Origin of the sequence: Pseudomonas tritici (assembly GCF_014268275.3) — a bacterium.
Taxonomy (GTDB): domain Bacteria; phylum Pseudomonadota; class Gammaproteobacteria; order Pseudomonadales; family Pseudomonadaceae; genus Aquipseudomonas; species Aquipseudomonas tritici.
Window position 1 is genome coordinate 863,868 of the sequence record NZ_CP077084.1, and the last position, 18,909, is coordinate 882,776.

Genomic DNA, 18,909 nt, shown 5'->3' on the forward strand with positions numbered 1-18,909 from the left:
ATGTCTGCTGCCAAACCAATCGATATCAAGAAAAGTGTGGTCGATGCAGTCCTCGCCGGGCTGATTTCGTTGATCATCTTCGGGCCCATCGTTGGCGTTGTCCTCGATGGCTACAGCTTCAACCTGGAACCGACCCGCGTCGGCGTGATGGTCGCGATTGTGATGCTCGGCCGGTTCGCCATGAGCCTGTTCCTGCAAACGCCCAAGGGTATAAGAATCCTGCAGGGATTCGAGAGCAGCGGCTCCGGCGTGCACGTACAGAAACCGGACTATAAATCGCGGCTGCGCTGGATCATTCCGGCACTCATCGTGATCGCCATCGTGTTCCCGATCTTCGCCAACAAGTACCTGCTGACCGTGGTGATCCTCGGGCTGATCTACGTGTTGCTCGGGTTGGGCCTGAACATCGTGGTAGGCCTGGCGGGCTTGCTCGACTTGGGCTACGTGGCGTTCTACGCCATCGGTGCCTACGGCCTGGCGCTGGGTTATCAATACCTGGGCCTGGGTTTCTGGACGGTGCTGCCACTGGCGGCCATTGCGGCGGCGCTGGCGGGGTGCATCCTCGGGTTTCCGGTATTACGAATGCACGGTGACTACCTGGCTATCGTGACCCTGGGGTTCGGTGAAATCATCCGCTTGGTGCTTAACAACTGGCTGTCGTTTACCGGCGGCCCGAATGGCATGCCCGTGCCGTCACCGACCTTCATGGGGCTGGAGTTCGTGCGCAAGGCCAAGGATGGCGGGGTGCCCTTTCATGAGTTTTTTGGCATCGATTACAACCCTAATTTCAAGTTCATGTTTATCTACATCGTGTTGTTCATCGTGGTGATGCTGGTGCTGTACATCAAGCATCGCCTGACCCGCATGCCGGTCGGCCGTGCCTGGGAAGCGCTGCGCGAAGATGAAATCGCCTGCCGTTCCATGGGCCTGAACCACGTACTGGTCAAGCTCTCGGCGTTCACCATCGGTGCGTCGACTGCGGGCCTGGCCGGGGTGTTCTTTGCCAGCTACCAGGGCTTCGTCAACCCGTCCTCGTTTACCTTCTTCGAGTCGGCGCTGATCCTGGCCATCGTGGTCTTGGGTGGCATGGGCTCGACGGTCGGCGTGGTGATTGCGGCCTTCGTATTGACCGTCGCGCCCGAACTGCTGCGCAGCTTCTCCGAATACCGCGTGCTGCTGTTTGGCGTGTTGATGGTGGTGATGATGATCTGGCGACCGCGCGGCTTGATCCGCATCAGCCGTACCGGTGTGACACCACGTAAAGGAGTGGCGCCATGAGCAAGGAAGTCGTCCTTTCCGTTGAGCACTTGATGATGCACTTCGGTGGCATCAAAGCCTTGAGCGATGTGAGCCTCAAGGTGGAACGCAACTCGATCTTCGCCCTGATCGGCCCCAACGGCGCCGGCAAGACCACGGTATTCAACTGCCTCACCGGCTTCTACAAAGCCAGCGGCGGCAAGATTGAACTCAATGTGCGTGGTAAGCAGACAAACGTGATCCAACTGCTCGGCGAGCGCTTCAAAGCCGTCGACTTTGTGTCGCCGAAAAGTTTCCTCAGTCGGGTGTACTACAAGATGTTCGGCGGCACCCACCTGGTGAACCGTGCTGGCCTGGCGCGAACCTTCCAGAACATTCGCCTGTTCAAGGAAATGTCGGTGGTGGAAAACCTGCTGGTGGCCCAGCACATGTGGGTCAACCGCAATATGCTCGCGGGTATCCTCAACACCAAGGGCTACCGCAAAGCCGAAAGCGATGCCCTTGACCACGCTTTCTACTGGCTGGAAGTGGTGGACCTGGTGGACTGTGCCAACCGCCTGGCCGGCGAACTTTCCTACGGCCAGCAGCGCCGCCTGGAGATCGCTCGCGCCATGTGCACGCGGCCGCAGATCATCTGCCTCGATGAGCCGGCAGCGGGCCTCAACCCCCAGGAAACCGAAGCCCTCAGCGCGATGATTCGCCTGCTGCGCGACGAACACGACCTCACGGTCGTGCTGATCGAACACGACATGGGCATGGTGATGAGTATTTCCGACCACATCGTGGTGCTGGACCACGGCAACGTGATCGCCGAAGGCGGGCCGGAAGCGATCCGCAACGACCCGAAAGTGATTGCCGCCTACCTGGGCGCCGACGAAGAGGAGCTGGTATGAGCGGACCTATCCTCGAAATGAAGGACCTGGACGTGTACTACGGTCCGATCCAGGCCCTGAAAAAAGTCTCGCTGCATATCAACGAAGGCGAAACCGTCAGCCTGATCGGCTCCAACGGCGCGGGCAAGTCCACGCTGCTGATGTCGATTTTCGGCCAGCCACGGGCCGAGTCAGGGCAGATCCTCTATAACGGCGTCGACATTACCCACAAGTCGTCCCACTACATTGCCTCCAATGGTATTGCGCAGTCGCCGGAAGGGCGGCGGGTGTTCCCCGACATGACCGTCGAGGAAAACCTGCTGATGGGCACCATCCCGATTGGCGACAAGTTCGCCCAGGAAGACATGCAGCGCATGTTCGAGCTGTTCCCACGGCTCAAGGAACGGCGTACCCAGCGGGCCATGACCATGTCCGGTGGCGAGCAGCAAATGCTCGCCATCGCCCGCGCGTTGATGAGCCGTCCAAAGTTGTTGCTGTTGGACGAACCTAGCCTGGGGCTGGCGCCAATTGTGGTGAAGCAGATCTTCTCGACCCTGCGCGAGTTGGCGGCGACCGGGATGACTATTTTCCTGGTGGAGCAGAACGCCAACCATGCGCTGCGTCTGTCGGATCGGGCGTATGTGATGGTTAACGGTGAGATTCGCCTGACGGGTACTGGTAAGGAATTGTTGGTCAACGAGGAAGTGCGCAACGCCTACCTCGGCGGCCACTGATCTAAATAACGACGCAGCACCCACTGTGGGAGCCCACATAAAAGCGGCTCCCGCAGTCTTTTTAGTGCTATCCACAGACCGTTCTGGAAATTGTGGAAAACAAATCCAGCCGCCCTCTAAAGCGCGACATATAGCCGCCGCAAATCCCTGTTTTGTCACAGTTTTGACTTGTCCCCATCCACTGTGGAACCGGCTGTGGGTAACGTGGGAGTAGCTGGCTGAAAGCCTTTAAAACCGTGGCTTGTAGCGAGTCGGTTGTTTTTTGATCAGCGGCTTTTTCGCGACCGCCCGAGGGCTTTGTCAACCTGTTTAAAGACACAGGTATATGACCGAAATATGTCCCGCCAGCCTGTGGATAAGTCTGTGACTAAACTCTGGAAAGACGGCCGCAGAGGCCGGAATGACTGGCCTGGAGCCATCGTTCTGATTTCCCGCCTGTCGATGGGTCTACATACGGCCCGTCTAAGGTCAAGCAAAAAACTTTCTAAAACCCCCTGTAACCCTTGTGTACAGAGGCCTGGAGCTTTTTGCACTTGCCCCCAAAGACTGTGGGCGCAGTTGTGGATAACCTGCGTGCATATGGCTGCACGCCACGGTTCATAAGGCTTTGCGTGCAATGGTTAAAAAGTGATCAGCTGCACATGAAGTTATGCGCTTAGCGGTTGCCGCCACCGCGGCGTAAGGGCATTCTGCTGGCAACTTTTTTCCCGATGCCCGCAAGGAGAACACCATGTCCGACACGCTGTTTATTACTGGCGCAACCTCAGGTTTCGGCGAAGCCTGTGCTCGTCGTTTTGCCGACGCTGGCTGGAAACTGGTGCTGACTGGCCGGCGTGCCGACCGCCTGAATGCGCTGGTCGAAGAGCTTTCAAAGCAGACCGAAGTGCATGGCCTGGTTGTGGACGTGCGTGACCGCAAGGGCATGGAAGACGCCATCGCCAACCTGCCGCCGTCGTTCGCGAAGCTGCGCGGGCTGATCAACAACGCCGGCCTGGCCGTGGGCACTGACCCGGCGCCCAAGTGCAGCCTCGACGATTGGGAAACCATGGTCGACACCAACATCAAGGGCTTGTTGACCACCACCAGCCTGCTGCTGCCGCGCCTGATCGCGCATGGCCGTGGCGCCGGGATCATCAACCTGGGCTCCATCGCCGGCAGCTACCCGTACCCGGGCAGCCATGTGTATGGCGGCTCCAAGGCGTTTGTTAAGCAGTTCTCGCTGAACCTGCGCTGCGACCTGCAAGGTACCGGCGTGCGCGTGACCAACATCGAGCCAGGCCTGTGCGAGAGCGAGTTTTCGTTGGTGCGCTTTGGTGGTGACCAGGCGCGGTATGACGCGACGTATGCCGGTGCCGAGCCGATTCAGCCGCAGGATATTGCGGACACGATCTTCTGGGTCATGAATACGCCGGCGCATGTGAATATCAACCGGTTGGAGTTGATGCCGGTGAGCCAAACATGGGCTGGGTTTGCGATTGAGCGCGGCGCTAAAGCCTGATTTTGTAGTGAGCGGGCTTGCCCCGCGCGAGGCATGCTCGCTCACTACACATTTCATTGTCAGCCGCCAAATAGGCAGCAAATCGGCCAAAACACGGCATAAGGTACACTCCACCTCTGAAAACCCCTCCGCACTGTGCGGTTTTAAGGTTTTGACAGGAGGAAATGTGAGTAACCGAGGTGAGCAGTCACTGCTCAAACAATCGACCATCCTGATGTTCGCGGTAGCGATCGCCGGGATTGTCACGGGTGTGGTATCTGGCGCCCAATCCATTCTGTTCGACGGCTTTTTCTCGCTGATCGCCACCGCCATCAAGGTGTTGATGCTGATCACGGCCAAGCTGATCGCCAAGAAAAGCAACGAGCGCTTCCAGTTCGGCTATTGGCACCTGGAGCCCATGGTGTTGCTGATCGAAGGCAGTTTCCTGTTGCTGATCGCCATTTATGCGTTCCTCAACGGCGTGTTCGGCATTATCAATGGCGGGCGTGAGATCGAGTTGGGGCTGGTGATCCTCTACGCGGCGGTGTTTACCGTCGTCGAATTCGCCTACTTCTTTTACGTGCGCTATCGCAATCGCACGCTGAAATCATCGCTGATCCAGTTCGACAACATCAGTTGGCTGGTGGACGCGATGCTCTCGGTGGGCTTGCTGATCAGCTTTCTGGCGGCACTGCTGCTCAAGTCCCAGGGCTATGGCGAGTGGGCGGTGTATGTCGACCCGTTGATCCTGATCCTGCTGGCCCTGAGCATGCTGGCGCCGGCGTTCAAGATCCTGCGCCCGGCGTTGCGCGAGGTGCTGGGGATTGCCCCGGACCACCTGGATGACAAAGTGCGCGAAGTGATGGACGCGGCACAGGCCAAGCATGGTTTCGACGACTACGTGTCCTACGTGCAAAAACACGGGCGGGCGCGGTTTATCGAGATTCATGTGGTGCTGCCGGCGGATTATCCGGTGGATAACGTTGCGACCCTGGACGGGCTGCGCGAAGAGATATCCACAGGGCTCGGCACGCCGGATGCGGCGCGCTGGCTGACGATCAGTTTTACGGGAGATCGTAAGTGGATTGCGTGAGGGCAGTTAGACCGAGGTGAAGCCTTCGCGAGCAAGCCCGCTCCCACATTCGACCGCATTCACATGTTGGAACACGGTCAAGTGTAGGAGCGGGCTTGCTCGCGAAGAGGCCCTGAAAATCAGCCGAGAGACCGGATCAGACCCTGATAGCAAGTCGCCAAATGATAAGGCGTAGTCGACGGCATATCCCGTCGACTCACGACGCCCTCGGCATCCAGGCATTCATTCCAACCCTTTTCATGCAAGAAGTGCTGTTGCAGCGCGAGCAGTTGGCGCTGTAGCACCGCTTCGCTGCCTGGCCGCAAGGTCAGTGCCCGCAGGTATTCGGCCTGGGCCCAGATACGTTGAGTGCCGTCGCGTACCGTGCCGTCCAGCGCCAGCATGCCGCTGACCGCGCCGCTTACGTTATCCACACCCTGTTGCTCGGCGTAGGCGAAAGCCCGGGTCAGCGACGCATGCAGCGGCGTACCGCGCAGTACATCTGACGATTCCAGCAAAAAGAACCACTCGAACTGGTGTCCCGGTTCGAACCAGTTATCCACAGCGCCCAGCGGTTTTTCCATCATCACGCCGTGCTGGCGGTCGATGAAGCGCTGTTGCATGGCTGTCGCCAGTGCCAGCAGGGCTGCCTGCACGCGGGCGTCTTCACGCACCGCGAGGGTGGCGAGGAACCCTTCGGCCAAGTGCATCAATGGGTTTTGCAGCGGGCCGGATTCAAGCGATGACCAGTTGCGCTCCAGCACGGCTTCATACAGGCCGTCGCCTGTGGAAAACCGCTCGGCGACCACTTCCAGGGCCGCATTGAGCACCGATTCTACCAGCGGCGCACGCACCTTGGCCCAGTAATGGGCGCAGGCGAAGATGATGAAGGCGTGGGTGTAGAGGTCTTTGCGCTGGTCGAGCGGCTGGCCGGCGGGATCAATGCTGTAGAACCAGCCGCCGTGCTCGGCGTCATGGAAGTGCTGTTGCAGTGAACGGAACAGAACCGCTGCGCGCTCCTCGGCGAAGGCTGCGCCAGGCTCGCCGATCAGGCTGGCAAACAGGTACAGCTGCCGCGCGCAGGCCATGGCGCGGTAGCGTTGTGGGGGCAGCGGCCGGTGATCGGCATCCAGCGCCTCATAGGGCAGTGCCAGCTCGGCGTTCCAGCCCGGGCCTTGCCAGAGCGGTACGATCAGGCTGTGGAAGTGCGTGAGCACGGTGTTCAAGGAGGGTTGGGAAGCGCTGGGCATTGGCTGGCGTCGTCACGGCAGGGGTGTAGGCGCGCATGGTATCAGGCTTGGGTTGTGTGGTGTCTTTGAGACCGCCATCGCAGGCAAGCCAGCTCCCACAGTTTGATGTGCGAACCCAATCAAACGTGGGAGCTGGCTTGCCTGCGAAGAGGCCCTTACAAACGCAACAAAATTCAGCCCGCCAGCAGCCAAACCCCAGTCGCCGCCGACGCCGCCCCTGCAACCCGCACCAACGGCGCCGCAGCCGCCGGCAGGAAGCGCACTACCGCATAACCCGCCGCGTGCAACACGGCCGTTGCGCCTACAAAACCAGCCGCATACGCCCAAGGGTTGGACATGTCCGGCAGCTCCAAACCGTGCGCGACGCCGTGAAACAGCGCGAACAATGCCGTCGCCCCCACCGCCACAAACAACGGCGGTCGCACCGTCAGCGCCACCGCCAGGCCCAGTGCCAGCACCGACGCGGCAATCCCGCTTTCCAGCGCCGGCAATGCCAAGCCCTCAAAACCCAGCACGCCGCCAATCAGCATGGTGCCCACAAAAGTGCACGGCAGTGCCCAGCGGGCGGCGCCTTTTTGTTGGGCGGCCCACAAGCCGACGGCCACCATGGCCAACAAGTGGTCAATGCCACCCAGGGGGTGGCTGATGCCGGCCACCAGGCCGTTGTCGCCGTGGCCCGGGTGAGCGAAGGCGAGGGCGGGGGCCAGCAGCAGGGCGGCGGCGGTGAAAAGTTTCTTGAGGCTCATAAACGGGCTCCTTGGGGGTTGGTCAGGCGGCGGTCAGCAGGCCTTGGCGTTCGATAAAGGCGACGATGTCATCCAGGCCGACACCGGTTTTCTGGTTGCTGAACACAAAGGGTTTACCGTTGCGCATGCGCTGGGTGTCGCTGTTCATCAACTCCAGCGAGGCGCCCACCAGCGGTGCCAGGTCGATCTTGTTGATCACCAGCAGGTCGGATTTGCAAATACCAGGCCCGCCCTTGCGTGGCAGCTTGTCGCCGGCTGACACATCGATTACGTAGATGGTCAGGTCCGACAGCTCGGGGCTGAAGGTGGCCGAAAGGTTGTCGCCGCCGGACTCCACCAGGATCAGGTCCAGGCCGGGGAAACGGCGGTTGAGCTGATCCACGGCTTCGAGGTTGATCGAGGCGTCTTCACGGATCGCCGTGTGCGGGCAGCCACCGGTTTCCACGCCGATGATGCGCTCGGGTGCCAAGGCTTGGTTACGCACCAGGAAATCGGCGTCTTCGCGGGTATAGATGTCGTTGGTGACTACTGCCAGGTTGTAGCGGTCACGCAGCGCCAGGCACAGCGCCAGGGTCAGGGCCGTTTTGCCGGAGCCCACCGGGCCGCCGATACCAACACGCAAAGGTTGTGAGTTCATGTAGGTGTTCTCCTAGGAACGGAACAGGCGGCTGTACTGGCGCTCGTGGGCCATGCACGCCAGGGACAGGCCGAAAGCGGCGCTGCCGAAATGGGTAGGGTCGATGCGGCTGGCGTCCTGCTGGGCTTGTTGCAGCAGCGGCAGCAGTTCGCTCGTCAGGCGCTGGGCGGCTTGCTGGCCCAGGGGCAGGGTTTTCATCAGCACGGCCAGTTGGTTTTCCAGCCAGCTCCACAACCACGCGGCGAGGGCATCGGCGGGGCTGATGCTCCAGGCGCGGGCGGCCAGGGCCCAGCCCAGGGCCAGATGCGGCTCGGTGCACCGCTCAAGAAATGCGCGGGCGGCGTCGTCCAGTTCCGGCAATCCGCTGAGTAATTGCTGCAGCGAGTAGCCCATCTGCCGGCTCTCCTGATACAGCTCGCGGGTCTCGCGGCTGGCGCGATGCTCATCACACCATTGCGCCAGGCGCGGCCAATCCTCATCAAAGGCCGCTTGGCAGTGCGCGAGCAGCAACGGTGCTTCGAAACGCGCGAGGTTGAGCAGCAACTGATCGCTGATCCAGCGTCGTGCAGTGGCCGCATCATTGACGCGACCGTTCTCCACCGCCATTTCCAGGCCCTGGGAATAGCTGTAGCCGCCAATCGGCAATTGCGGACTGGCCAGACGCAGCAGCGCCCAGGCTGGGTTCATAGACGCACGCCGAACTGATGCAGCTTGGGTGGGTAGTTGAAATCTTCATCGCCATGGCGCGAGTGATGGTGGCCGCCGCCGTAAGCGCCGTGCTCCGGCTGGAATGGCGCTTCAATAGTTGCGGTCTGCGCGCCCAGCTGTTCGAGCATGGCCTTGAGCACATAGTCGTCCAGCAGGCGCAGCCAGCCGTCCCCTACCTGCAACGCCACATGGCGGTTACCCAGGTGATACGCCGCGCGAGTCAGTTCAAATGCGCTGCTGCAGGTGACGTGCAGCAGATGTTCAGGCCGGGCGCATACGCGTACGACGCGTCCGTCTTCAGCCTGTAGGAATTCGCCATCGTGCAGCGGCGGCTGGCCGCGCTCCAGGAAAAGGCCGACGTCTTCACCGTCGGCACTGAAACAGCGCAGGCGACTTTTGCTGCGTGCTTCGAAATTCAGCAGCAACTCGGCGGCCCAGAGGGCTTGAGGGGCGATTCGGCGGTGGATCACCAGCATCAGGAAGCTTCCAGCTATGAGCGATGAAACAGCTAGAGCAAGGGCCTTGCCAATGTCGATAGAGAGTAGGAATTGCCTGTAGGCAAGGACGATGGCGCCACTAAATGGAGCGAGGAGCAATTCTCTGTGTGCGCCAGAGTGGTGCGTATTTTTATAGGTTGCACGCGTGGTGGGCGTTTTCAGATTTTCCCTACAGGGTATGAGGATTCGGCGTTCATCAAGTTACCTGCAAGATCATTAGCCTGTGCGCCGTGTTTAATCCACCGCGACGTTCATCATGTTCAAGTCATTTTGTTGTCTGGTTATTGTCAGTCTGTCTCTCGCTCTTTCATCGGCTTCGGCCAATCTGAACTCCCATCCCTCTTTCACCGCGTCACCCAAAGAAGCGTCTATCGAGGATGTGGTCGACCGTGCCCACGAACTGTTGGGTACGCCTTACAAATGGGGCGGTACCTCGGCAGAGCAGGGTTTCGATTGCAGCAGCCTGCTGGTGTATCTGTTCAAGACTCAAGCCAATATCCGAATACCGCGCACCACGGCGGCAATGCAACGTTCGACGGCCGCGACCATCAAGCGCAACTCGCTCCAGCCCGGCGATGCGGTGTTTTTCAAAGGAAACGGTAGCGGCCAGGTCAGCCATGTGGGCCTTTATATAGGCGAGGGCAAATTTATCCATTCACCGCGCAGCGGCAAAAACATCCGTATCGATTCGCTGAGCAACCGCTATTGGAACAAGCACTACACCACGGCCAAGCGTTTCCATTCGGCAGGCTAATTGCGTTATTCGGTGCTGCCCAGGCCTTGCCAGTGCTTCAAACCGATAAAGATAAAGCGCAATTGCTGGGTGATTTTCGCCTGCGGCGTGAGGTGGGCGGGCAGGGCGTGGGCTGGCGGGTCGATGATGTCGGGAAGGGTGGCGAACACACTTTTGACGATCAAGTCCGCCATCACGTGCAAGCCTTCAGCGTCCAGGTGCTGCAGTTTGGGCATGAAAGTGAGGTCAGCCGCCAGGTCGCGAGTGATGTCTTCGCGCAGCGCCGCGATGGCTTGGCGCACGGCGAGGCAGCCGCCGTATTGCTCGCGGGCGAGGAACAGGAATTGCGAACGGTTGGCCGAAACCACATCGAGAAAGATCCGCACGGAGGCATCGATAATGCCGCCCATCACGAATTCGTTGTGGCGCACCAGGCGGATCGTAGCGCGAAAGGTCTGGCCGACTTCACTCACCAACACGAGGCCAAGCTGGTCCATGTCGGCAAAATGGCGATAAAAACCGGTGGGCACGATGCCAGCTGTCTTCGCCACTTCGCGCAGGCTCAGGCTACCAAACCCACGGCCACATTCCATCAGATGGCGGGCTGCGTCCATCAAGGCGAGGCGGGTCTGTTGCTTTTGTTCGGCGCGGGGCAGCATGGGCGGGCAGGCTTTGTTGGCAAGTACAGCGACGCACTCTAGCAAAACAGCTTTGCCGGCGTCGAACTTGGCGGGGAAGTACGTGACGCGATCTACAGGAAAGCAAAAGCCCGATCGACGGATCGGGCTTTTTTCTGGGCCACCACGGGTTAGCTCTGTGCTTGATGCAGTTCTTGCAGACGGTCAGCACCGCCCTCAGCAACACCTTCGGTGTAGGCGCGTTCGTTGGCTTGTTCAGCACCGCCTTCAACCAGGCCTTTTTGTTCCAGGCGATCACGGCCACCTTCGGCGACAGCATTGCGTTCCAGCAGGCGATCCGCACCACCTTCAACCAGACCTTTCTGTTCCAGGCGGTCGCGGCCATTTTCGGTCAGGCCTTCGGTGTAAGCGCGTTTGTTGGCTTGCTCCGAACCATTTTCAGCAACAGCGCCTTTGGCGTAGTCACGGTTCTCTTCTTCTTGCGAGCCGCTGCGCGCTACGGTCTGGCTGAAATGCACCGCGTCGGCTTTGACTTGTGGGGTGGCCTGTTCAACGGCTGGCAGGGCAAAGGCACTGGAAGCCAGGATGGACAACAGGACGGTAGCGAGTACTTGGCGTTTCATGATGGGTTGCTCCTTGGGAGGGCGATAAAGTGGGTACAGGGCTAATGCTACTCTCGATAAGTCGATATAAAAGTTCATAAACACAATGGTAATAATCAACAGAATTGATTGTTCTGGGCGGAGGCTCTAGATCGGGCCTCTCAAGCACGCGGTTTTGCACCGGTGTGGGTATTTTCGACACGCACATGGGTAACAATGGTGCGCTGTCGTAGGGGGATTCTGTCGAAGTGGTCAGAAATTGAGGTTTTTCCCGGCAAATGGCCGATTGGGTTAAACCCCCAAGCGGTTTGCCAGTCGTAGTCGTATAAGCTGTCCATAAAGGCTGTGACCCAGCCAGTCGTATTCAGGAGTCCTGTGCAATGACGCGCACTCGTAAAATCGTCGCTTGGTGCTGCGCCAGCTTCGTTCTGTTAATCGCCGTGGTGGTATTGGTTCTGGTGTTCTTCGACTGGAACCGCATCAAGCCGCCCCTCAATGCCAAGGTTTCCGAAGAGCTGCATCGACCGTTTGCCATCAACGGCAACCTGGCGGTGGTGTGGGCGCGTGAGCCCGACGAAGGCGGTTGGCGCGCCTGGGTGCCGTGGCCCCATGTGATTGCCGAAGACCTGACCCTGGGCAACCCCGACTGGTCGAAAACCCCGCAAATGGTCACGCTTAAAAAGGTCGAATTGCGCATTTCGCCGCTGGCGTTGCTGGTGCAGCGCGTGGTGATCCCGCGCATTGACCTCACTGAGCCGAGTGCGCAATTGCAGCGTCTGGCCGACGGCCGCGCCAACTGGACCTTCAAGTTCGACCCCAAGGACCCGAACGCCGAACCCTCCAACTGGGTGGTGGACATCGGCGCTATCGGCTTCGACAAAGGCCACGTGACCCTCGACGACCAGACCCTCAAGACCCAGCTGGATGTCATCATCGACCCGCTGGGCAAACCCGTGCCCTTTGGTGAAATCGTTGGCGACGCCGATGCCAAGAAGGCTTTGGAAAAAGGCTCGGCGCCGCAGGACTATGCGTTTGGCCTCAAGGTCAAAGGCCAGTACCACGGCCAGAAACTCGACGGCACCGGCAAAATCGGCGGCCTGCTGGCGTTGCAAGACGCGGCCAAGCCGTTTCCGTTGCAGGCTCAGGTCAAGATTGCCGACACCAGCATCGCCCTGGCCGGCACCCTCACGGATCCGCTGAATCTGGGTGCCCTAGACCTGCGCCTGAAACTCGCAGGTTCCAGCCTGGGCAACCTCTACCCACTGACCGGCGTGACCCTGCCGGATTCGCCGGCCTATTCCACCGATGGTCACCTGATCGCCAAGCTGCACGAAGCCAGCGGCGCCTCGTTCCGCTACGAAAACTTCAACGGCAAGATCGGTAACAGCGATATTCACGGTAGCCTTGGCTACGTCGCCAGCCAGCCGCGCCCCAAACTCAGCGGCGCGTTGGTGTCCAACCAACTGCTGATGACCGACCTCGCGCCCCTGATCGGCGCCGACTCGAATGCCAAGCAAAAAGCCCGTGGCGGCGACAGCAAACAACCCGCGACCAAAGTGCTGCCGGTGGAAGAGTTCCGCACCGAGCGCTGGCGTGTCATGGATGCCGATGTGGAGTTCACCGGCAAGCGCATCGTGCACAGTGCCGATCTGCCCTTCACCGACCTCTACACCCATGTGGTGCTCAATGACGGCGAACTGAGCCTGGAGCCCCTGCGTTTCGGCGTGGCCGGCGGCAAGCTGGATGCACAGATTCGCCTGAACGGGCGCACCGCACCGATGGAAGGTCGCGCCAAACTGACTGCGCGTAACTTCAAGCTCAAGCAGTTGTTCCCGACATTCGAACCGATGAAAACCAGCTTTGGTGAGCTCAACGGCGACGCCGACATTTCCGGTCGCGGCAACTCCGTGGCGGCACTGCTGGGCACCTCCAATGGTGACCTGAAGATGCTGATCAACGACGGCGCCATCAGCCGTGGTCTGATGGAAATCGCCGGGCTTAATGTGGGCAACTACGTGGTGGGCCGACTGTTTGGCGACAAGGAAGTGAAGATCAATTGCGCCGCGGCGGACTTCGGCATCAAGACTGGCCTGGCGACGACGCGGTTGTTTGTGTTTGATACCGAGAACGCCATTATCTATATCGATGGCACGGCGAACATGGCCACGGAGCAACTGGACTTGACCATCAACCCCGAATCGAAAGGTTTCCGACTGTTCTCCCTGCGTTCACCGCTGTACGTCAACGGGCCGTTTATCAAGCCGAATGCCGGTGTGAAAGCCATTCCTCTGGCGCTGCGTGGCGCGGGCATGGTGGCGCTGGGTGTGATCGCAGGGCCTGCGGCCGGTTTGCTGGCATTGATCGCACCCAGCGCCGACGCGCCTAACCAGTGCGCACCTTTGCTGCAACAGATGCGGGAAGGCAAAGCACCGAAAACAGTCAAAGGGTGATTGCTGAAAATCACCCACTTGCCCATTAATCAAACGATGTGTCGCAACAGCGCTAGCGAACATTCTGCGCCAGCGGTGTTGCGACCCTAGGCAATCTGGGTCGCAAACCTGCCCACCGCATCGACCACTCGTTTGGCGCCATCCTGAATCTCAACAATGACGTGGCCCGCCTGGGTGGCGAGTTCAAGACCTTGCTCTGCCTGGGATTTGCTGTTTGCCATCTCGGCGACGGTCTCATCCACCAGCTTCTGGTTCTGCAAGACAACCGATGCAATTTCTTCGGTAGCCGTGCTGGTACGCCCAGCCAATTGCCGAACCTCATCCGCCACGACCGCAAAACCGCGCCCCTGCTCACCTGCGCGCGCGGCTTCAATCGCAGCGTTCAATGCCAGCAAGTTGGTTTGTTGGGCAATACTACTGATCGTCTGGATGATCGAGCTGATCAACAATGACTGCTTGCCGAGCGCTTCAACGCCGCCAGAGGCCGCCTGCATATCAACGGCGACTTTACGCATGGTGTGCATCGTGTCGTTAACCACGACGGCGCCGCGCTGAGCCGTCACGTCAGTCTGCTGGGAGATTTCAAATGCAGTTTGGGCGGCTTCACTGACGGCTTGTTCACGGGCCACCTGGTCGGTGACCACCGTTGCAAACTTAACGACCTTGCAGAGTGTGCCTTCGGTGTCGTACACCGGGTTATAAGTCGCCTCCAGCCATACAGTCTGACCGCGACTGTCCATTCGTTCGAAGCGGCCAGCAACAAATTCACCCTTGTTCAGCGTTGACCAAAAATCCTTGTAGTTCTGCGACGAAGCTTCTTCTGGCTTGCAGAAAATACGGTGGTGACTGCCTTTCGCTTGGCTCAAGTTGTAGCCCATGGCTTTTAAAAACTGCTCATTCGCCATGAGCACATGCCCGGATAGGTCGAACTCGATCACCGCCGTCGAACGCAGCAGCGCGTCAATGAACGAGGCGTTTTCCGAGGCTTTTTCTACGCGGGACGTAATGTTGGTCGCATAGCAAGCGATATGACTTAACCGGCCAGTCGCCTCGGTTATGGGCTGCCAATGAGCATGAATCCACACTAACGAACCGTCAGCATGCAGGTAACGGTATTCGTCAGAGATCGATTTACCTGCGGCGACGGCGGCTCGAAAGTTGTGAAAGCACGGCAGCTTGGAGACGTACTGGGGAACGATATCGGCCATGGCACGGCCCAGAAGCTGATTCTGGGTGTAGCCCAAGGCCTGTGCGAAATTGTCGTTGCAGGCGGTAATTTTAAATGTCGAATCGATACTCAGCGTCAGCATTTCATGGCTGAGTCCATCACGCAGTTGGCGCAGCTGCGCCAGCTCGGCTGTCTGAGATTGAAGCTGGTTCTTGATTTTGGTATTGAACATGGGAAAACCGCCTGTTGGGTCTTGATAAGGCTATCGGCAAAGTCAGCAGCTTGTTGGTCCTTTGCGACGCCTAAGCAGCGCTGAAGAACGCAACTTTTGCAGTAAGGCGATCCGCCAACTGCGCGAGTTCCATGCTCGCCGTTGCCACTTGGCGTGAGCCGGTGGCGGACTGCACGGTGGATGCGTGAATACGGTTGATGTTTTGCGCCACGTCTTCGGCCACGCTGTTCTGCTGCGAGGAGGCACTGGCGATTTGGGCGTTCATGTCGCTGATCGCACCCACCTGCTCGCTGATCTTGGCTAACGCACTCTGCGCCCTACGGGTTTGCGCCACGGTTTGGCTTGCCAGCTCGCAGCTGTCACGCATGGTTTGCGAGGCGGTTTCAGTGCCCACTTGCAGCGTGCTGATCATCTCCCGAATTTCCTCGGTCGACCGCTGAGTCCGGTTGGCCAGCGAGCGCACCTCATCGGCGACTACCGCAAACCCGCGCCCATGCTCTCCAGCCCGCGCGGCCTCAATGGCGGCGTTCAGGGCCAGCAAGTTGGTTTGCGCAGCGATGGAGTTGATAACATCGATCACTGACTCGATCTTTTCGCTGTGTTTGGACACCTGGTTCACAGTGCCTGTGGTCTGCTCCAGCGTGACGGCCAGTTGTTCGATGGCCAGTGTGGTGCTAGCCACCAGTCGATTGCCGCTTTCCACTTCTATATCAGCCAACCGGGATGCCTCAGCTGCCTGCGCGGCATACCCTGAGACTTCATTCACCGTTGCCGCCATTTGCGTGATGGCGGTGGCCACCTGCTCGGCTTCACGGGTTTGCAGGCTGATCTGGTCATTGTTGGCCGATGAAGTGGCAGACAATTGAGTCGACGAGTGATTGACCTCTTGGGCCGCCCTGCGCACTTGCTGGATAGTCTCTGCCAGGTGGCTAAGTGCGTCTTTCAATACGCCCATCACGCTATTGGGGTACTTCGTGGCTATCGTCTGGTTCAGATCACCCGCTGCCAACCGCGCGATGGCCAATGCAACTTCCGTAGGCTCTGCGCCCAGCGTGGAGTTGACGAAGCGAATAATTACCGCCGACAACATAATGCTCAACAACAGGGCAATGCCGGTCGCGATGATCATCAGCGTACTGAACTGGCTGGCGGTTGCTTGCACCGCGCCAAGCTTCGCCTTGATTGACGCCTCTTCATAGTCGATCAGCGCATTCACGCGCTTGAGCCACTCGCTGTATTCCAAAGACGTTTGACGCATCAGCAGCGCTTGGGCGCCCGGAATATCGCCCGCTTGGCGCAGGGAGATTATGGCCTGGGTAGATGCCAGGGTTTGTTGTTCGATGGCCTTGATGGCGCTCAGTAATCGAACCTCTTCGGCGGTGACGCGGGTGCCCTTGAACAGCTGGTCCATAGGGGCCGCCGAGTCGGAGTAGGCCTTTTCCAGGGCTCGAATCTCATCCAAGTGTTTTTCCAGGTCCGCGTTGTTCGCCACCAGCACTGCATCCCGGATCGCAATGGCTCGGTTATGCACGCTGCCGCGGAAATTGATTGCGTAGCGCTGTACCTTCGCAGCGTTTTCGCTGACGTCGCCCAAGGTGGAATCAATAAACGCCACGCGCTGAATGCCGATGGCAGTGATCACTACAAGAAGCGCCAGGATGGCCGCGAAGCTAAGCCCTATACGTGTGGCCAACGAAAGCGTTTTCTTCATGGCTAGCTCGGAAATTCGCCCTGCACTGGGCTGAGTTGATGCGGATGACGCGAATGGCGCTATTAGCCGCTCACGTTGAGTTCATTGACGATACGTCGGTGCAATAAGGGCCATCCAGTTAGCAATACTCACTGCATTGATAGCTATGTGCTATCGGGCAGGGTCGCCGAGCAGGCTCCATCAAAAAACTAAATTCACAGCGGCGTGGGTGCCCGTTGTCAGCGATGGATTTTGAGCCTATCGTGCCATTAAACTTATACAGGATGCATATCATTGTACAAGAATTAGCGGTGACCACTGACGCTTTATTTTGATGGTGAGTGCCCACTTTGCGCTCGAGAATCAGTTGCGCGGCGATGTGGCGTCAGCCTCGCTGTAGTGGCACTTTCTGATGCGTCACGGTAACCGCCCACACAGACAAAAAGGGCGCGCTGGTTATCCAGCGCGCCCTTTTTGGTATTCCGGTTTTTTTGGTATTACAGGCTTTCGAGAATATCCGCCATGTCGTCGGCGTGCTCTTCTTCCTGGGCCAGGATTTCCTCGAAGAGACGGCGCGTGGTCGGATCTTTGTCACCGATGTACTGGATGATTTCACGGTAGCTGTCCACCGCGATCCTTTCGGCCACCAGGTCTTCGTAGACCATTTCCTTCAAGCTGTTACCTGCCACGTATTGAGCGTGGGAGTTTTTCGACAGCAGATCCGGGTTGAACTCCGGTTCGCCGCCCAACTGCACGATGCGCTCGGCGAGTTTGTCGGCGTGCTCGGCTTCCTGGGTGGCGTGCTCGAGGAACTCTTCTGCGGCTACATGGGCTTTGACGCCGCTGGCCATGAAGTAATGGCGCTTGTAGCGCAGTACGCAGACCAGTTCGGTCGCGAGCGAGCCGTTGAGCAAGCGGATGATTTCTTCGCGGTCGGCGTCGTAGCCTTCGGTCACGGCACCGTTTTCGACGTTCTGGCGGGCGCGTTGGCGCAGGGTTGCTACGTCAGTCAAGTTTGCTTCAGTCATCTCAATCTCCTGGTGCTAATCCGGTTTTACGCCACGCTCTACCGGCGTGATCGCTCCAAGTTGTGAGTGTTGGCTGAAGCAAAAAGTTTTATCGGATTTCACAAGGCGTGCCCGGACAGCCTGACTTCCTCCTGCATCCACTGGAAAAACGCCCGTACCGGCGGGTGACGCTCACGGCCCGGTACACACAGCGCGCTGTAACCGGCACCGCCTACGCTGATCTGTGGTTGGAAAGGCACCAGCAAGCCCGTGGCAATGCTCTCCGACACCAGAATATTGCTGGCCAGGACCAAGCCCTGACCGGCGATGGCCGCTTGCAGCGCGTAGTGTTCTTCGTCGTATTCACGCAGTGCCGGCGCGTCCTCCAACCAGCGTTCCCCGGCCTTTTCACACCAGGCTTGCCACCCCAGGGCATAGAGCCTGGAGTTGTGCCAGCGCACGCTGATCAGCGTCGGCACCTGCGTGTGGGCCAGCGCCACTTGTTCGGGGGAGCCGTACACCGCAAATCGCTCATCGAACAGGCACAGGCCGTAGAGGTTGGGGTAGTCATCGAGGCTGTAGCGGATTACCAGATCGACGCTGGCGTCTTGCTGCAGGTCAACGACGTCGCACTGGGTATCCAGGCGCAGGTTGATCCCCGGATGAGCGGCATAAAAACGTCCCAGCCGCGGCACCAGCCATAACGCGGCAAAGGCCGGCGTGGTGGACAGGGTAAGGTGCCCAGCGCTGCGTTGTGGGCGTAAGGTGTCAACGCTTTGCGCCACATCCAGCAAGGCGCCGTGCAGGCTGTGGAACAGCCGTTCGCCACACGCCGTCAGGCGTACCTGGCGCGGTAGGCGCTCGAACAGCGGCACCCCTAGCCAGGTTTCCAGGCTGCGTATCTGGTGGGACACCGCTGTGGGCGTGACCGACAACTCCTGGGCCGCCGCCTTGAAGCTCAGCAGACGCGACGCCGATTCAAAGGTGCGCAGGGCAGTGAGGGGCAACGAGGCAAACATTCTGGCTCCATGGATGAATTCAATTCATCCAGATCAACTATTGCTCATTTGTTGGAAGCTGCGTGCAGCACTAGATTTGCAGGCAAGAGCAGCGACCATACAGGTTGCCTGAGTCTAACG

Annotated in this window: 17 protein-coding genes and 3 pseudogenes; 7 read left to right on the plus strand and 13 right to left on the minus strand. The window is 59.2% G+C overall.

Annotation, left to right across the window (positions count from 1 at the left end; genetic code table 11):
* The 5 genes from livM (at nt 1) to HU722_RS03700 (ending at nt 5,433) form a co-directional block, all read left to right on the plus strand.
* A complete protein-coding gene (livM, locus tag HU722_RS03680) occupies nt 1-1,278 on the plus strand; it encodes a high-affinity branched-chain amino acid ABC transporter permease LivM (protein WP_065879912.1) in 1,278 nt (425 codons plus the stop codon).
* Nucleotides 1,275-2,150 (plus strand): ABC transporter ATP-binding protein, encoded by an 876-nt coding sequence (locus tag HU722_RS03685; RefSeq protein ID WP_049710276.1) that lies wholly within the window; start codon nt 1,275-1,277, stop codon nt 2,148-2,150. The genes livM and HU722_RS03685 overlap by 4 nt, the downstream gene beginning before the upstream one ends.
* Nucleotides 2,147-2,863: an ABC transporter ATP-binding protein gene (locus HU722_RS03690; protein ID WP_065874337.1), complete on the plus strand. Its 717-nt coding sequence runs from the start codon at nt 2,147-2,149 to the stop codon at nt 2,861-2,863. The genes HU722_RS03685 and HU722_RS03690 overlap by 4 nt, the downstream gene beginning before the upstream one ends.
* 730 nt (nt 2,864-3,593) lie before the next feature.
* On the plus strand, nt 3,594-4,361 hold the full coding sequence (locus HU722_RS03695) for an SDR family oxidoreductase (protein ID WP_049710274.1): 768 nt from the start codon (nt 3,594-3,596) through the stop codon (nt 4,359-4,361).
* Between the two features lie 166 nt (nt 4,362-4,527).
* A complete protein-coding gene (locus HU722_RS03700) occupies nt 4,528-5,433 on the plus strand; it encodes a cation diffusion facilitator family transporter (protein WP_065874336.1) in 906 nt (301 codons plus the stop codon).
* Between the two features lie 119 nt (nt 5,434-5,552).
* Here HU722_RS03700 and HU722_RS03705 read toward each other — a convergent pair whose 3' ends face one another.
* The 5 genes from HU722_RS03705 to ureE all read right to left on the minus strand — a co-directional run bounded on the left by HU722_RS03705 (nt 5,553) and on the right by ureE (nt 9,229).
* Nucleotides 5,553-6,662 carry an AGE family epimerase/isomerase gene (locus HU722_RS03705; protein ID WP_065879914.1) on the minus strand — a complete coding sequence of 370 codons (1,110 nt, stop codon included), beginning with the start codon at nt 6,660-6,662 and terminating at the stop codon, nt 5,553-5,555.
* 173 nt (nt 6,663-6,835) lie between these two features.
* Complete coding sequence (locus HU722_RS03710; protein WP_065889086.1) at nt 6,836-7,408, minus strand: HupE/UreJ family protein; 573 nt, start codon at nt 7,406-7,408, stop codon at nt 6,836-6,838.
* Between the two features lie 22 nt (nt 7,409-7,430).
* Nucleotides 7,431-8,045: an urease accessory protein UreG gene (gene ureG, locus HU722_RS03715; RefSeq protein ID WP_065874333.1), complete on the minus strand. Its 615-nt coding sequence runs from the start codon at nt 8,043-8,045 to the stop codon at nt 7,431-7,433.
* Nucleotides 8,046-8,057: 12 nt separating this feature from the next.
* Nucleotides 8,058-8,732 (minus strand): urease accessory protein UreF, encoded by a 675-nt coding sequence (locus tag HU722_RS03720; protein WP_065874332.1) that lies wholly within the window; start codon nt 8,730-8,732, stop codon nt 8,058-8,060.
* The gene (gene ureE, locus HU722_RS03725; protein ID WP_010213559.1) at nt 8,729-9,229 is read right to left on the minus strand and encodes an urease accessory protein UreE; all 501 of its coding nucleotides are present in this window, start codon (nt 9,227-9,229) and stop codon (nt 8,729-8,731) included. The genes HU722_RS03720 and ureE overlap by 4 nt, the downstream gene beginning before the upstream one ends.
* Before the next feature lie 277 nt (nt 9,230-9,506).
* Between ureE and HU722_RS03730 the strand changes: the two genes are divergently transcribed.
* Complete coding sequence (locus HU722_RS03730; protein WP_065879915.1) at nt 9,507-10,004, plus strand: C40 family peptidase; 498 nt, start codon at nt 9,507-9,509, stop codon at nt 10,002-10,004.
* Nucleotides 10,005-10,009: 5 nt separating this feature from the next.
* Here HU722_RS03730 and HU722_RS03735 read toward each other — a convergent pair whose 3' ends face one another.
* Nucleotides 10,010-10,642 carry a TetR family transcriptional regulator gene (locus HU722_RS03735; RefSeq protein WP_049710266.1) on the minus strand — a complete coding sequence of 211 codons (633 nt, stop codon included), beginning with the start codon at nt 10,640-10,642 and terminating at the stop codon, nt 10,010-10,012.
* Nucleotides 10,643-10,791: 149 nt separating this feature from the next.
* Nucleotides 10,792-11,244: a hypothetical protein gene (locus tag HU722_RS03740; RefSeq protein ID WP_065874329.1), complete on the minus strand. Its 453-nt coding sequence runs from the start codon at nt 11,242-11,244 to the stop codon at nt 10,792-10,794.
* 359 nt (nt 11,245-11,603) lie between these two features.
* Between HU722_RS03740 and HU722_RS03745 the strand changes: the two genes are divergently transcribed.
* Nucleotides 11,604-13,673: an AsmA family protein gene (locus HU722_RS03745; RefSeq protein ID WP_065889084.1), complete on the plus strand. Its 2,070-nt coding sequence runs from the start codon at nt 11,604-11,606 to the stop codon at nt 13,671-13,673.
* Between the two features lie 86 nt (nt 13,674-13,759).
* Here the strand turns inward: HU722_RS03745 and HU722_RS29150 are convergent, their stop codons facing one another.
* From HU722_RS29150 to HU722_RS03765, 6 genes and pseudogenes are all read right to left on the minus strand, one after another.
* Complete coding sequence (locus tag HU722_RS29150) at nt 13,760-14,197, minus strand: methyl-accepting chemotaxis protein (RefSeq protein WP_371905324.1); 438 nt, start codon at nt 14,195-14,197, stop codon at nt 13,760-13,762.
* A 99-nt stretch (nt 14,198-14,296) separates the two neighbouring features.
* A pseudogene (locus HU722_RS29155) lies at nt 14,297-15,073 on the minus strand (PAS domain-containing protein); the annotation flags it as partial.
* A gap of 70 nt (nt 15,074-15,143) precedes the next feature.
* Nucleotides 15,144-15,665 (minus strand): annotated as a pseudogene (locus tag HU722_RS29160) (methyl-accepting chemotaxis protein); the annotation flags it as partial.
* A gap of 609 nt (nt 15,666-16,274) precedes the next feature.
* Nucleotides 16,275-16,784 (minus strand): annotated as a pseudogene (locus HU722_RS29165) (MCP four helix bundle domain-containing protein); the annotation flags it as partial.
* Between the two features lie 476 nt (nt 16,785-17,260).
* Nucleotides 17,261-17,791 carry a ferritin-like domain-containing protein gene (locus HU722_RS03760; protein ID WP_065874325.1) on the minus strand — a complete coding sequence of 177 codons (531 nt, stop codon included), beginning with the start codon at nt 17,789-17,791 and terminating at the stop codon, nt 17,261-17,263.
* A 98-nt stretch (nt 17,792-17,889) separates the two neighbouring features.
* Nucleotides 17,890-18,789, minus strand: coding sequence for a LysR substrate-binding domain-containing protein (locus HU722_RS03765; RefSeq protein WP_065874324.1), 900 nt, complete (start codon nt 18,787-18,789; stop codon nt 17,890-17,892).
* Nucleotides 18,790-18,909: the final 120 nt, after the last annotated feature.

Bases quoted from the DNA above. Each gene is read 5' to 3' on its own strand.
- livM (WP_065879912.1), top strand. From the start codon at position 1: ATGTCTGCTGCCAAACCAATCGATATCAAGAAAAGTGTGGTCGATGCA.
- HU722_RS03685 (WP_049710276.1), top strand. From the start codon at position 1,275: ATGAGCAAGGAAGTCGTCCTTTCCGTTGAGCACTTGATGATGCACTTC.
- HU722_RS03690 (WP_065874337.1), top strand. From the start codon at position 2,147: ATGAGCGGACCTATCCTCGAAATGAAGGACCTGGACGTGTACTACGGT.
- HU722_RS03695 (WP_049710274.1), top strand. From the start codon at position 3,594: ATGTCCGACACGCTGTTTATTACTGGCGCAACCTCAGGTTTCGGCGAA.
- HU722_RS03705 (WP_065879914.1), bottom strand. From the start codon at position 6,662: ATGCCCAGCGCTTCCCAACCCTCCTTGAACACCGTGCTCACGCACTTC.
- HU722_RS03710 (WP_065889086.1), bottom strand. From the start codon at position 7,408: ATGAGCCTCAAGAAACTTTTCACCGCCGCCGCCCTGCTGCTGGCCCCC.
- ureG (WP_065874333.1), bottom strand. From the start codon at position 8,045: ATGAACTCACAACCTTTGCGTGTTGGTATCGGCGGCCCGGTGGGCTCC.
- HU722_RS03720 (WP_065874332.1), bottom strand. From the start codon at position 8,732: ATGAACCCAGCCTGGGCGCTGCTGCGTCTGGCCAGTCCGCAATTGCCG.
- ureE (WP_010213559.1), bottom strand. From the start codon at position 9,229: ATGCTGGTGATCCACCGCCGAATCGCCCCTCAAGCCCTCTGGGCCGCC.
- HU722_RS03730 (WP_065879915.1), top strand. From the start codon at position 9,507: ATGTTCAAGTCATTTTGTTGTCTGGTTATTGTCAGTCTGTCTCTCGCT.
- HU722_RS03735 (WP_049710266.1), bottom strand. From the start codon at position 10,642: ATGCTGCCCCGCGCCGAACAAAAGCAACAGACCCGCCTCGCCTTGATG.
- HU722_RS03740 (WP_065874329.1), bottom strand. From the start codon at position 11,244: ATGAAACGCCAAGTACTCGCTACCGTCCTGTTGTCCATCCTGGCTTCC.
- HU722_RS03745 (WP_065889084.1), top strand. From the start codon at position 11,604: ATGACGCGCACTCGTAAAATCGTCGCTTGGTGCTGCGCCAGCTTCGTT.
- HU722_RS29150 (WP_371905324.1), bottom strand. From the start codon at position 14,197: ATGCACACCATGCGTAAAGTCGCCGTTGATATGCAGGCGGCCTCTGGC.
- HU722_RS03760 (WP_065874325.1), bottom strand. From the start codon at position 17,791: ATGACTGAAGCAAACTTGACTGACGTAGCAACCCTGCGCCAACGCGCC.
- HU722_RS03765 (WP_065874324.1), bottom strand. From the start codon at position 18,789: ATGTTTGCCTCGTTGCCCCTCACTGCCCTGCGCACCTTTGAATCGGCG.